The organism is Leptospira ilyithenensis, from assembly GCF_004771005.1.
GTDB lineage: Bacteria > Spirochaetota > Leptospiria > Leptospirales > Leptospiraceae > Leptospira_A > Leptospira_A ilyithenensis.
The window spans coordinates 66,634-79,731 of the sequence record NZ_RQHV01000062.1; the positions used below are offsets into that span (position 1 = coordinate 66,634).

12 protein-coding genes are annotated in these 13,098 nt (G+C 41.2%); 3 read left to right on the top strand and 9 right to left on the bottom strand.

The features are described 5' to 3' along the window. Position 1 precedes the first annotated feature (1 nt). Complete coding sequence (locus EHS11_RS16985) at positions 2–757, bottom strand: SDR family NAD(P)-dependent oxidoreductase (RefSeq protein ID WP_135765576.1); 756 nt, start codon at positions 755–757, stop codon at positions 2–4. A gap of 76 nt (positions 758–833) precedes the next feature. On the opposite strand from EHS11_RS16985, the gene EHS11_RS16990 reads away from it, so the two are divergent. The 3 genes from EHS11_RS16990 to EHS11_RS17000 are packed head-to-tail and all read left to right on the top strand — an operon-like array spanning position 834 to position 3,893. Beyond that, positions 834–1,310, top strand: coding sequence for an NYN domain-containing protein (locus EHS11_RS16990; RefSeq protein ID WP_281282589.1), 477 nt, complete (start codon positions 834–836; stop codon positions 1,308–1,310). A gap of 7 nt (positions 1,311–1,317) precedes the next feature. Continuing rightward, positions 1,318–2,796 carry an MBOAT family O-acyltransferase gene (locus EHS11_RS16995; RefSeq protein WP_135765577.1) on the top strand — a complete coding sequence of 493 codons (1,479 nt, stop codon included), beginning with the start codon at positions 1,318–1,320 and terminating at the stop codon, positions 2,794–2,796. Positions 2,797–2,807: 11 nt separating this feature from the next. Further along, the gene (locus tag EHS11_RS17000; RefSeq protein WP_135765578.1) at positions 2,808–3,893 is read left to right on the top strand and encodes a DUF1574 domain-containing protein; all 1,086 of its coding nucleotides are present in this window, start codon (positions 2,808–2,810) and stop codon (positions 3,891–3,893) included. Here EHS11_RS17000 and EHS11_RS17005 read toward each other — a convergent pair. From EHS11_RS17005 to EHS11_RS17040, 8 genes are all read right to left on the bottom strand, one after another. Further along, positions 3,879–4,511 (bottom strand): hypothetical protein, encoded by a 633-nt coding sequence (locus EHS11_RS17005; protein ID WP_246048010.1) that lies wholly within the window; start codon positions 4,509–4,511, stop codon positions 3,879–3,881. The genes EHS11_RS17000 and EHS11_RS17005 overlap by 15 nt on opposite strands. 27 nt (positions 4,512–4,538) lie before the next feature. Beyond that, positions 4,539–5,534, bottom strand: coding sequence for a hypothetical protein (locus EHS11_RS17010; RefSeq protein ID WP_135765579.1), 996 nt, complete (start codon positions 5,532–5,534; stop codon positions 4,539–4,541). Continuing rightward, positions 5,534–7,435 carry a FecR family protein gene (locus EHS11_RS17015; RefSeq protein WP_135765580.1) on the bottom strand — a complete coding sequence of 634 codons (1,902 nt, stop codon included), beginning with the start codon at positions 7,433–7,435 and terminating at the stop codon, positions 5,534–5,536. The genes EHS11_RS17010 and EHS11_RS17015 overlap by 1 nt, the downstream gene beginning before the upstream one ends. Before the next feature lie 6 nt (positions 7,436–7,441). Next, on the bottom strand, positions 7,442–9,295 hold the full coding sequence (locus tag EHS11_RS17020; RefSeq protein ID WP_135765581.1) for an adenylate/guanylate cyclase domain-containing protein: 1,854 nt from the start codon (positions 9,293–9,295) through the stop codon (positions 7,442–7,444). 109 nt (positions 9,296–9,404) lie between these two features. Beyond that, a complete protein-coding gene (locus tag EHS11_RS17025) occupies positions 9,405–10,748 on the bottom strand; it encodes an LIC11270 family surface protein (RefSeq protein WP_135765582.1) in 1,344 nt (447 codons plus the stop codon). Continuing rightward, on the bottom strand, positions 10,745–11,317 hold the full coding sequence (locus EHS11_RS17030; protein ID WP_246048011.1) for a hypothetical protein: 573 nt from the start codon (positions 11,315–11,317) through the stop codon (positions 10,745–10,747). Before EHS11_RS17030 ends, EHS11_RS17025 begins: the two co-directional genes overlap by 4 nt. 46 nt (positions 11,318–11,363) lie before the next feature. Next, complete coding sequence (truA, locus tag EHS11_RS17035) at positions 11,364–12,164, bottom strand: tRNA pseudouridine(38-40) synthase TruA (RefSeq protein ID WP_135765583.1); 801 nt, start codon at positions 12,162–12,164, stop codon at positions 11,364–11,366. Between the two features lie 3 nt (positions 12,165–12,167). After that, complete coding sequence (locus tag EHS11_RS17040; protein WP_135765584.1) at positions 12,168–13,049, bottom strand: DUF2225 domain-containing protein; 882 nt, start codon at positions 13,047–13,049, stop codon at positions 12,168–12,170. Positions 13,050–13,098: the final 49 nt, after the last annotated feature.

Genomic DNA, 13,098 nt, shown 5'->3' on the forward strand with positions numbered 1-13,098 from the left:
ATCAGATACTCAATTTTTTAAATATGAAATTGGGGATATTAACAATAATAAGAGCAACCAATTTCCAGATTCCCGGCACGAAGGCTTCGTCTTTGCCCTTGGCAACTATCTTTAGAATTTGTTCTGCTGCTTCCTCGGAGGTGATTGCTTTCAGTAGTCCTTTTTCGGGAAGATCCAAACCTTCAGTCATCTCCGTTTTTACAAATCCAGGTTTAATCGTTGTTACTTGAACATTTTTTTCGGCAAGCCTGTTTCTCAGAGCTTCCAGGTAAGTATTGAGTGCCGCCTTTGATGTGTTATAGACTGGTGCTCCTTTTCTACCCCTTTCCCCGGCGATGGAAGAAATCCCTACGATTTTACCTTTGCCCTGTTTTGCGAAGTAAGTAGCGATCGGATTGATATAGGCAACGGCTCCGAGTGTATTTACGTTTAGCATCTGCAAATCTTTTGCAATATTGTATTCGTCGGATGCGACTGCAGGCATAACTCCCGAAGCGTAATATACTTCATCCAACCCGCCTAGTTCTCCTATCGCTTTCGCAACTGTTTTTTCCGCAGAAGCGAATTGAGTTACATCCGCTACGACCAGGATGGCGGGTTTCGTTTGCCCTTTTTTGTTCCATTTGGAAGCGATTGCCTTCAATTCTTTTTCCCTTCTGGCAACGAGAACCACTTCCGATCCGTTCTTCAATTCAGCCTCTGCAATGGCTTTTCCGATCCCGCTTGATGCACCGATTACGATTATTTTTTTCACTATGGCTCCTATTTTTTGGTTTTAGGGAATCTGGCAAGTTCATTCAATAGGGGAAGTGTCTGTAAACCAACGAATCCTAGTGGATGGGATGAATTTGATCTACAAATTCCCCGATTTGGCCTTTTATTTGGTCGATTACCGGTTGAATGAAGCAAGGGAAGGGCTTTTGGCATATCTATGGCAGTTTTACAAGGAAGAAAAGAGCTGCCAGGTCCTCGTATTTTTCGACGGCAAAAAGGAGCTTCTTTCGGATTGTTACTCGGAAGATTATGAAGGAATGTCGGTTCATTACAGTCATGACCAGAAAGCGGACGATTTGATTATAGGTTATTTGAAACAAGCGCCGATTCCTTCTCATTGTTTGGTGGTAACATCCGACAAAGAGATCGTTAATTTTGCCCGAAGGATCAGAGCCAAACGTAAAACTTCGGAAGAGTTTTACAAAGATTGGTTGGCCTCTCTCGAAGCCAAGGAAGAAGCTGAAATAGACGAAGTTAAAGAAGGCTTGACAGCGACCAAAGACCAAGATTACTGGGAAAAACAATTTTTAGCATAACTATTCCATGTTGTTTAACTCAATCCCATTCTTGATTTTTTTCGCCGTCGTGTATCTTTTTTACTGGGGACTCCCTCGTTCTTATAGAAAACCGTTTCTATTATTATCCGGTATTTCCTTTTACGCTTATTTTTCTCCTCTCTTCACAATTCATTTTTTATCAGTCATCGCGCTGAATTATTTTTTATATACTCAGATCCGCAAAACAAAGAGTAAACGGATTTTGTCCCTTTCCGTCAGCTTTAATTTGCTCAATTTGGGATTTTTCAAATATTTTTATTTTTTTAACCGTTTCCTCGCGGACGTGACAGGTTATCCGTTCTTTGAAGAAGTTCCGAATCTAGTCCATATTGTACTTCCTCTCGCTATCAGCTTTTATTCCTTTCAAGTGATTGCTGCGGCAGTCGATACTTACCGTGATCCTTCCAAACCTTCGGTGAGTGCATTTGATTATTTTTTATTCGTCGCATTTTTTCCCGTTCTGATAGCGGGACCGATTATGAGAATGACGGATTTTTTTCCCAATCTGGAAAAGTTGAATCCGGACAAAGAAAAAATGTATCGAGCTTCCTATCTTCTGATGTCGGGTCTCATCAAAAAGGTGTTAGTTGCAGATCCGATGTCCACTACGATCTCGCCCATTTTCAGTAGTCCGTCCAATTACGATTCTTTTTCTCTCATTATGGCCGGAGTTTGTTATTCCATCCAGGTATACTGTGATTTTTCCGGACTAACGGATATGGCGCGTTCCATTGCATTGTATTTGGGTTTTGAAATTCCTGAAAACTTTACCGGTCCTTTCTTTTCCCTTTCGGGAAGGGAACTTTGGAGGAGATGGCATATCACTCTTTCCTTTTGGCTTCGTGATTATATTTACTTTCCGTTAGGCGGTTCTCGGTTGGGCGAGTTCAGAACCTATCTCAATCTGATCATCATTATGACATTGGGCGGGTTCTGGCACGGAGCGGATTATACTTTTATCTGCTGGGGATTTTATTGGGGAGTGATCCTGGCCGGAGAAAAATTTCTCGAGGATCGTCTGGGATGGAAACTCACTCCTGCAAAAAACGAAGTCCTTATCGTTTTGAAAGCTCTGATTGTTTTTATGTTGTTTTCCATCAGCGGTCTTATGTTTCGATCAAATAGCGCGAGTTTGATGGTTGATCTGTTTGCCGGTATCTTCACTCATCTTCCTTCTTCTTTGGAATCTTTGGTCGGATCGGATTCGAATTCCTGGCTTGTGGGAGCCACTTCCTTATTCGGGAACGGATCACTCTATTCTTTTTCCCATATAGAAAACCTGGAAAGGGTGAGCTATATGGCTGTGGTATTGTTATTGTTTCATCATTTTCAATACTTTCCGGAGTATTGGAGCAAGTATAGAAAATACGATGCTTATCTCGCGCCTATCATCGGAGTCTTCACTATTTTTATGTTAGCGACTCTTTCCCAAGACGGCGGCGATTTCATTTATTATAAATTTTAACAGGGACAAATATGGATTTATTCAAACATAAGTTTTTACTGATTCCTTTTTTGGCAATCGCCCTGACATTCGCATTGGACAAATTGATCCTGTTGGAAAATGTTCATACTTATTTTTCCAAATCACTTTCGGACATTAACTACATTCAAAAAAACGATTTGTACAAGTCTTTGAAAGATTATCTCAAACTTGAGAAACGGGACAAGGTTCTGGTTTATTTCGGAAACTCAAGAGCTCTATTATTTGATAATTCTTACATTCAGAAAAAATATCCCGGTTGGATCATGTTCAATTTTTCCGTGCCTGGTGGAAAATCGGATTATACATTACAGTGGATGGAAAAGTTCGAATCGGACGGGGTGAAGCCTGATTTTTTTCTATTCGATCATTCCGTAGAACTTTATAATTCCGCAGCAACTCTGAAAGTAGATGAAACTCTTACCAACGGTTTGGACGTGTCTTTTGTGCTTCGTCATATGAATTTATTTACTACCGACGAGGTTTCCACGCTGATCGCAAAACGAATGTTCAGGACTTATCAATACAGACCGAAACTGGAAACAATCATTGCCCGTGCGAAAAACAAAAAATCGTTTTTATACCCTTATCGCGAACTTCGTGATAATCTATTCAGTCGTTTGGAAAAAGGGAAGGGGTCGGCCATTACTCCCGGAACTCATGAAGCGATTCTGTCGGACGAGCTTCTCAAAAAATCTGCGTTAGGTGACTTTCATTCTTATCTGGTTCCGTTTCGCTTTTCTGCAAATACTTTAACCTTTATAGACAAATCAATTGATATTGCGTATCGGCTCGGGGTAAAATCTGCAGTGGTCTGGGTGCGTTTGTCCGTACCTTATCTGGATCATATTCGTCATAAGGAAGTCGGTTTGGAAGACGGGGAAAAAGGTACTGTCTATGAAGATTGGATGCCCAGGATGTCTGCTTTCCACAAAACTAAAAACATTCCTTTTTGGAATATGAACGATGATCCGAATTATACTTGTGATGCTTTTAGCGATGCGGGACATATGTCTCCGTCTTGTTATCCTGCCTATACGGATTATATTATGAACAAACTGATTTCATTCGTTCCGTAAAGGAGTACGGATGAATTCCACTCTGTTTTGCAAATCGTTCGGTGAGAGTTTTTCCGGTTCCGTAGGGTTTTGTTTTTGTGCCGGATTCGGCACGGCAGGTTTGTTTGTGTTTTCTTTATCCACCGAATACCCGAAATAATATCCGTGAATCACTTCCACAACTGCAATCGCATGGGAAGAATTTAAATTTCTGATTTCAATGACGACTTCGTCCGGAGGGGCGAGGATCTCGAATACCCATTGGTTTTCTCCGGTGATTTTTTCTTTACGGAGTATAGGCGCCACTTCTTCAGGACCATTCCCACTAAATACTGTTAGTTGCCACTCTTTGAGAGTTCCGTCACCCGCGATGCCGATTCCTAAGGATTGAGGAGCTGCTTCCGAAGCTTTTAAATCGAAACGAATCGCACCGCCTTTGTTGATCGCACCATAAAGTCTTTTTTTAGAAAGAGTCGGATAGAGTGCCAGATCCTGCAATCTTGCAGTTACTTCTTTAACATTCATGCTCAAAGAGGAACCCGGTGGTTCCGCATTCAATGTCCCTAGTAAGAGTAAACTGAAAACCAGAAGATAAAAAAAAGCATTTACAAACATATCTTTCATAGGACTCGAATTCATATATTTTATTATATCACGAATATCCCTTTATTCAGAACAAGAGTCAATTTTTTTAATGGTTTCCTCCAATCTGAAGATTTCTTCCGGATCAAGAGATCCTCGTCTTTTACCTAGGAAATCTACTATCCTTTCTTTTGCAGGGCGAAATACCGGCTTGCATTTTCCTTCAAAATAAGTATAAGAACTAAATCTATCGGATTGATTTTCACTGATCAATTTATAAAAAGCAAATATATCTTTTGCATCATTTGTCTTTTGGTTTAAAACGATATAATCACTATAACATTCGCTCAATGTCGGTCCGGGAACTCCTGTCATCGGGCAAGACTCGGCTTTGTTTGCATTCAGGAAAGCCATGAGTTCAGGGTAAGTGAAGGAATTAAGCGATTTCTCTTTGGGAACTTCCACTACAGGCTCTTTCTTTTCTTCCACTTTTAAAAACTTGGAAATGGTTTGAGGTTTCTGGAAAGGATTAACAATTGTTAAGTCGTAGTCCCCCGCGCTCGCGTTTGTCGTGTCGACTGTTACGTCGATACGTTTGTCGCTTTTGAATTGTTTGCCTATGATTGGTAATTTTTTTTCTTCTTTGGAAATTTCCACTTCGGTAACATCCAAAAAATGATCCCCCTGGATTTCCAGTTCCGAAACTTGCTTTTGATCCTTTTCCGATTCTTGAATTTTAAGCGCGAGTTTCGGTTTGTCTTTATTGGAATCAACAGTAGGTACTTCCGAGATCAATATTTCCATCTCTTTCCAAGGAGACCATACAACCGGTTTTTTGAATATATTCAAAGGTGCCGTGCGAACAAAATAATCTCCCACACCGATATCTTGTACCGAGTAATAGTTCTTTTCTATTTTTTTATCTACAACCACTTTGCCTTGCGTGTCTTTGATTTGGATTTGATAACCGCTTGCGTCCGGAATATTTTTCCAAGCTACAAATTTATAGAGTTCGCTCGCAATCAGTGAAGAAACAAAACTCAGTGATATTAAGAAAATGAGACTGGAGCGAACTTTCATTATTTATGTTTTCCTTCTTTATAAAGTCGTTTGGGAGAAATGAATTCGATATCATTCGGTTTTAGGGTTTTTAATTGGTCTAAAGCGATGATAAAGTTTCCTTTTCTGGACTGAGCGGGGTTTCCGTCTCTATGTTCCAATAATTCCCATGAGAAAGTGCCTTCGTCCAAAATCGTCAGATCCCGAATGGATAGATTGAGGGATTTTGTCTGGGCTCGGTAAATTGCTGTTCGGCGGGAACCTTCTATCTGATAAAGAACAAATTCGTATTTGTCGGAACCGGGTCCTGCTTTCCAGGAGAAGTCCAGACTATTCTTGCCTTTCATCTCGACGATGTTGTTTACTGGAGAAATAAGTTCCAAAGGAGGGGGTTTCGGTTTATCTACTTTTTCTTCTTTTTTAGGTTCTTCTTCCGGGGCTTTCTTTTCCACTATGCTGAATTTGGAAGCTACGGAAGAGGTCCCTTCTTTTCCATCGGAAGAAAATCCTCTGACCCTCGTATAATAAGTGCCAGGTGTAAATTCTTTCCAATTGGGTTGAAAGAAATTGCCAGGAGTTTCTTTGGAAAGATTTGTTGCTGCGAACTTCGCGTCCTTTGCAATTTCCAATTTGTATTTTATCAATTCGGGATTTCCTTCCCAAATCATAATGGCTTGTCCTTTTTGAATTTCATCCAGCGTGATTTCCGATCCGTTTGCGGGACGAATGATAATCGGGGCAGGGTAAGTATCGTCTTTTTTTATCACCAAACTATGTGAAGACGTTTTTTTGTCGGGAGAACCGGGAAAAGAAGAGCGGGCGGTCACTCTCCAGTGATAAGTTCCTTCCTTTAAATCATCGAGTGAGATCGTATTGCCTTCAGTCTCTAAGGTTTTTATAATATTCGAAAATTGGCTGGAATCGGAAATTTCAAATTTATAAGAACGGGAAGTATTGAGTTTGGACCAACTGAATCCTACCATAGGAGGATTGGCGACAAATCTGTATTCGGCCGCATTGCTCGGAGAATCCAGTCTGAGCGGTTCGTCTTTCGCTACGAAAAATTTTCCTGTATCGCTTGATTCCCATTTATTGGTTTTGGTGTCTTTGGTTTTGACTCTCCAATAATAGGTTCCTTCTTTTAAGGAAGCGGTGAATTTGTTTTTACTTACCTTTGATTCGATCAAAGGAAGTTTGAATTGGGGAGATCGTGAAACTTCGATTAAAGATTCTGAAAATCCCGGATCCAGTTTCCATTCAAATCCCACATCCGCATCCGTGCCTTCGATTAGAAATAGTTTTTGCGATATGGGCAATACCAGACGGACGGGAATTTTTTTGACAGTAACTTCGCTTCCTTCGATTAGCTCGGCTTTTCTTCCGCTTTCCACATCCACTTCTTTCCCATTATGTTTTAATTTGGAACTTCCTTTCTCAACAAAAAGGCTCAAATCTTTTTGGCCTTCTTTTTCAATCTTTACATCGCCCGAAGTAACGTCGATTTCACTTCCTTGTGACTTGATGACTATGTTGGATTCTTTGGAGGAACCTCTTTTAACTTGGAGGGAACCTTGCGAAAATTCGAGACTCGGTTTTTCTCCCGTAAGATCCAGGTTGAACATTGAGTTTTCATCAATATTGATTTCCGTTCCATCATTCAAACGGATCAATGCATCGGAAAAAGCTTCCGAACGGATCGTATCTTTGTTTGTAAGCGGGCTGTTGTTTTCCAATCTTTCCCAAACAACCTGATCTTCCAGTTTTCTTTGAACGATATTGTTTTTGAAATGGATCGTTCCGATGACTTCTCTGTCGCCGATATCGATTTTTTTGTTTAAATCATAATAGAATAGTCCGGTAAAGACGACTGCTATAATGATCAATAGAGTGAGAATGCGTAAATCGCGTTTATCTAATTTCATATTTTTCTATTTGGATTTTTTAGAATCCGGGGTAGGGATACCGACTAACTTTCGTAACTCTTGAAGATTTTTAGGACAATTGGAATCTCCCTTTCTTCCGAGCACTGCATAAACTTTTTGGGCTTTTGCTTTTCCTTTTACCTTAATTTCTCCCATACTTACTGTATTGAATTTGTCTTTGACGTCTTCGTATGTGTTTTCCGAGATTAGAATGTCCGTTCCCGATTCTTTATTTAATGATTCCACTCTTGATGCCAAGTTGACCGTATCTCCGATAACTGTGTATTCCATCTTGTCGGAAGAACCGATTTGGCCTGCAATTACGTTTCCTGTATTGATTCCGCAACCGATTCTAATGATCGGTTTTTTGACACTGCCTCTTCCTTTATTGAAGATGAGAAGTCTCTCCCGCATTCTGACGGATGCTTCGACTGCGTCTAAAGAATCGTTTCCTGTGGAACGCAAAGCTCCCCAGGTTGCCATGATGGCATCTCCGATAAACTTATCTACGATTCCACCAGTTTCTTTAACACAAGTTACCATCTCGCTCATGTATTGATTTAGAAATTCCACCACATCCTCCGGTTCCAGTTTTTCGGAAATGGATGTGAAACTTCGAATGTCCGAAAAGAAAACGGCACAGTTTTTTCTTTCTCCTCCGATGGATAGTTTTCCTTTTGCGGCAAGTTCCGCAATTTCAGTGTTTACGAATTTTCCGAAGGAATCTTTTAACTTTTCCCTTTCTTCTAAACCCCGGCTCATGGAAACGAATGATTTGGTAAGTACTCCGATCTCATCCCTGGTAGTTGATTTCAAATCCAAATGGTATTGACCCGCTTCGATTTTTTTGGAGGCGCTGACAAGTGCGAGGATGGGAGTGGAAAGCGATTTTGCAAAAATATAAACCACGATAAATGCCAAAGCAAGAGAAATAATCAGAAGATAAACATTTCGTTTTTGGATATTGTTTACTTCTGCGAATACTGTATCTTCTCTTACTTGCGAAATGACTCCTACGCTGCCTATCGTCAATTTTTTAAAGGATCCTAGAAATTTGACCCCGTCTTTGTTTTCAAAACGATATTGGCCGTTGTCTACAGTGGACTTTTTCATTTTTTCCACTATTGGCGAATCGTTTAATTTGGAGCCGGAAAGAACGATTTTTGCATCCGGATGAGCAAGAACACTTCCGTCGTCCCCTATCAAAATTGTTTCCACTGTCCCTGAAGTCTGAAACGCATCCAATAAACGATCTAACTTCACTAAGGTGACTAAAATTGTATTTGTGTCTTTCTTTTCGGAGAGAGGGAATGCCAAACATAACATGGGGTGCCGGAAGTAAGGACTCGCATTCCATATTACCGTTGATCCTGAATAGGCTTTTTTGACCTTGTCTTTCATCGTTCCCATCAGGTTGCGAATTTCGGATTTATTATAATCGTAGTTCTGTAAGAATTCTTCATTGTATACTTCAAACTGAGGAATCATTCCAGGGCCATAAGCACCAAGTAAAATGAAACTTGAATCTGATTCGAATAATTCCTTTGCGATGACGGAGGAAATTTTCGGATTTCTTATGATCGCAGAAGCTGTAATATGAACGTCTTGTCTGATTGTTTCCAGATCCGATTTGACTTCCAATGCCAGAATATCATTGATCTTGATATTGTTTTCTTTTACCCGCACCTCACTATCTTTTCTGAAGAAGTAGGAAGCGAGAAAGATCACCCCGGATACGGAAAAAAGAAGAACGAAGGAAATGATCATTAATAATTTGAATCGAATGGGGAATTGCGATTCCAAAGAATTGCTCTCATCTTTGATAAACAGGTTTGTAATATTCGTTATGATTTGGCGCATAGATTTCGTCTGAATGACCTAATTTTCAAATTCGACACTTACAAAAAAAGATAAAAACATGATAATCTAGAATTAATTCACCGTTAGATTTTGCAATTTTTTGACTAAATTACGGGCAGGTCAGGTTGACTGTGTACGTAGAGCGAAAAGGATATTCGGGAATGGAAAACTCGGTTTCCGCTACAAATGTGTCGGGAAATCCGTCAATTTTACTCACATCGCCCAAACAAACTAGCTTATAGCTTCCAGGGTTTAGGTATTTGATCTTTGCAGTGGGTTTCGAAGGTGTTGCCGCAAGGGGAAGGGTTGTAGTGTAATTTCCTTCCGTATTGCGAAAAATCGCAAATACATGCCTGAGAGAACCTCCTCCTCCTGTGATCACCAAACTGGAGGCAGTTTCCGGATAGATGATTCTCGCGCGGGAAAGTAAATTGCCTCCGGCGTCTCCTTCTCCGTTATGATCGTTGAACACATCGCTATAACCTACATAGGTAACAGTAGTACTACGGCTGGTTGTATAAGAATGAACCATTAGATTTTCTTTGATATTGGTTCGGATTTCAAGGATATAAGGATCAAATCCGTCCCGCACTTCCATGTCGGCTTGCGTAGGTTGTTGGGAGTATAAAACGGGAAACATCTTGGGAACGATTTGAGTTTTTGCCACGGCACTTGTACCGGGAAGGTAATTGTTCCGGGGAACGATATTCAAACCGTAAACAAGTCGGTTGTCAAATCTGGTGCTGGTTAAAATGGGAACTCCCGCATCTTTTGCATAACCGGTCACTATGGAGCGGAAATAAATGCCCGAATAATAATACTGTCTTCCTAAAAAACTTTTCCCTACCGCACTGAGAGTAGCGATGGTTTCTGCGGAATTGTCATAACCCCAAGTTTCCGCAGAAGGATCGTTGGAAGGATACTGGGCACCGATTCCGTTAAAAAAATCATATGCCTTTTGAACTCCATTGTTCTGTTTGCAAGTGTCATCATCAAATGAGTAGGGAACTGTACAAAATACTTGTCTATTGGGGGCAATGAAGCTCCAGAATTTTCTGGAATCAAGCGCGTCTTTGATTTGGGTCAGATCATTCAACCCTTTCGTATATTTACTTGAGATTCTCACTTCTCCTATATCCAGAAAAATAGGAAGATCTTTGGCCAAAGGCAAATCATTTGTGCTCATGGCAGGATCTCCGCCGGTCCCGTCGCCTATATCCTGTTTGTCCAGGTAAATGGTTCCTAATCCTCCGTTGAGTTCGGCCCAGTCGAGAGGAGAATCCGTAGAATAAGTACCTTTCAAAAGCAACAACATACGGTTGTTAAATAAGGTAGATAGAACGGGAAGGGAGGTTTCTTTGCCGAGATCGATCTTGGTTTTGCAATCGGAAAGAAGCACAAGGAAAACGCTTAGGAAAAAATAGCGAATCACTTGTAATAAATCGAATCTCATAACAAGACTCCCACGACTAACCCGAAGTAGAAAAAATCGGCATTCTGCAATTTATAAGCGTTCGGATTTAAAAGCCTTGGATCGTCGTAAGGACTTGCTAGCGGATAAGTATATTGCGGAGGCATATTCAAATTCGATTCCATTACTTTATTATAATCTACACGAATTCCAATTCGAATTCGGCGACCGGCAATAAAACTGGCTTCCATTCCTCCATAAAGCATGGGATCCCAACGAGCCGTATCCGCAGGACGAGCAACCACATAGGCTTCTCCTCCGCCACCTTTTAGAAAAAATTGAATGGGCATTTCAATGGGAATTTTATAAACGAGCGCCGCATAAAGTGGCATCACGGTAAGTGATCTTTCCGATCGGGAAAGAAATACCGAGTAACCTCCGCCTACTTCCGTGTAAAAAATATAGGGCCAAGGCATCCTGGCATAGAATCCGCCGCCTAGAGTCGTGTCTAAAAATCGCACTGCCGGAGTTCCGGGAAACGGATTGGCAGCACCTACCCATCCCCCCACCTCATAACGTCTTTTTTGATAGTCTTCTATGTTTTGACTCAAAAGAGAAGATGGAACAAACCCTAGTAGAATAAGGAAAAAATAATATTTAAGGAAGGACCGGTTTGTATAGTTCATTAATCTCAGGGAATTTTTCGTAGTAGGCTCGGACAAAATACAGACCGTAAGGAGGAAGAGTCATACCTGCTTTTCTGCGGTCTTCTTCTTCCAAAATTGACTCAATGGATCTAGATTCCCAACGTCCCTTTCCGATGTCTAGTAAAGTTCCTACTGTAATCCGCACCATATTGTGCATAAACCCGTTTGCCCGAATTCTAACTCTGAAAAGGTTCCCATTAAAATTGTCTTTTTCCAAATTTACGGACAAAATTTTTCGAACCGTTTTTTTTCCCCGAATGGAAGTTGCTTTGGCAAAAGAACTGAAATCTTTTTCACCGAGCAAAGTAGGTAATTCTTTTTCCACTTTCTCCCAATCCACTTTGAACTTCAGCCAATAGGCCCTGTTTTTCAGAAGAGGATTTTCATACTTTCCGTGATAGATTTGATAAACATATTCGCGGGCATCACAGGAGAACCTGGAGTGAAATTCATTCGGAACTTCGATAGCGTTTCTAATGCTGACTCCTTTTCCGGACAACGCATTGATGGAAACGATCAGCTTATGAAGGTTGGGAATGGGTTCGAGCGTTCTGAAATTGCAGACCATCCCCAAAGAATGAACTCCCGTATCCGTTCTACCGGCGACAAAGATACGTGAAGGAGGATTTCTTCGTAAAACAACCGCTAAGGCTTCATCTAATGTGCCTTGCACGGTTTTCAGTTTTTTTTGTTTTTGCCAGCCGTAAAATAGAGCCCCATCGTACTCAACCACGAGAGCGTAATTGGGCAATCTCTACTTTTCTCCCCCGAGGGATTCGATCAGAATATTGTATTCGTCGTAAAGTTCTCTGGACATTTCCAAAATAGGTCCCGGTTTTCCTTTGGATGATTTTCCTGAACCATATAACCTGGCTAAGGTTCTTTTCGCTCTGGATAATAACAGGATTTGGTCTTCCGGTTTTGGGGCCATTTGGTCTTTGAATCGTTTGGTCAGATATGCATTGAGGTAAATGACTCCGTCGAATCCCCAGTTATTGTCAGTATCGGGCCCGAGCATTCCCGCAGCTTGGTCTACAGGTTCTTGCCCTGTTTGCATCAGTTCCAGGGTTGTCCCGTAGGTGACAGCCGCTTTCTGGTAGAGTAAATCTCTGATTTTGTCGTAACCTAATTCGGGAAATTCATCATGCAGATCCGAAAAATACCAGGCACCTCTGATCGCACATACTGCTTTTTTGGGAGTAGGTGCAACGGAAGGGCCTCTTTGTTGGTAACAATCCATTGCCAAAAGGTAGGAGGCAGCCCCCAAAACCAATTGCCTGTCCCCATGGAAGTCCAATGGGCCTAGGATTTTTTCGATATAAGACCTTCGGATGTCCACTTGCATGCGCAATGCTTCGTTTTCTGCAGGGGCAATAACGGACCAATCTTTGGGAAAAGAGGAATAAAGGCAACGGGGACAAACGGAAAGGACATAATCCATCGGGCTGACACGCCCGAATTTTTTGTTTTTTTCATACAAACGGCGTAGATCTTGGGATAATTTCCCCGCAATGAGCCGTCCACCTCCCTGGAACATCTGTTCTTTTTGGTGGTTTTCGTCACAAATTGGACAAACAGTCGTTTCCTTGGCTCGGAATGATACTTTTTTGGAATTGGCGGAGGCGGCAATGGACATAAGCTTAGAAAAATCTAGGAAAAGGCTCAATTTTAAAATACAATCTGTC

Excerpts from the sequence above, each read along its gene's own strand:
- EHS11_RS17000 (WP_135765578.1), top strand. The coding sequence starts at position 2,808 with ATGGATTTATTCAAACATAAGTTTTTACTGATTCCTTTTTTGGCAATC.
- EHS11_RS17005 (WP_246048010.1), bottom strand. The coding sequence starts at position 4,511 with ATGAATTCGAGTCCTATGAAAGATATGTTTGTAAATGCTTTTTTTTAT.
- EHS11_RS17020 (WP_135765581.1), bottom strand. The coding sequence starts at position 9,295 with ATGCGCCAAATCATAACGAATATTACAAACCTGTTTATCAAAGATGAG.
- EHS11_RS17025 (WP_135765582.1), bottom strand. The coding sequence starts at position 10,748 with ATGAGATTCGATTTATTACAAGTGATTCGCTATTTTTTCCTAAGCGTT.
- EHS11_RS17010 (WP_135765579.1), bottom strand. The coding sequence starts at position 5,534 with ATGAAAGTTCGCTCCAGTCTCATTTTCTTAATATCACTGAGTTTTGTT.
- EHS11_RS16995 (WP_135765577.1), top strand. The coding sequence starts at position 1,318 with ATGTTGTTTAACTCAATCCCATTCTTGATTTTTTTCGCCGTCGTGTAT.
- EHS11_RS17015 (WP_135765580.1), bottom strand. The coding sequence starts at position 7,435 with ATGAAATTAGATAAACGCGATTTACGCATTCTCACTCTATTGATCATT.
- EHS11_RS17040 (WP_135765584.1), bottom strand. The coding sequence starts at position 13,049 with ATGTCCATTGCCGCCTCCGCCAATTCCAAAAAAGTATCATTCCGAGCC.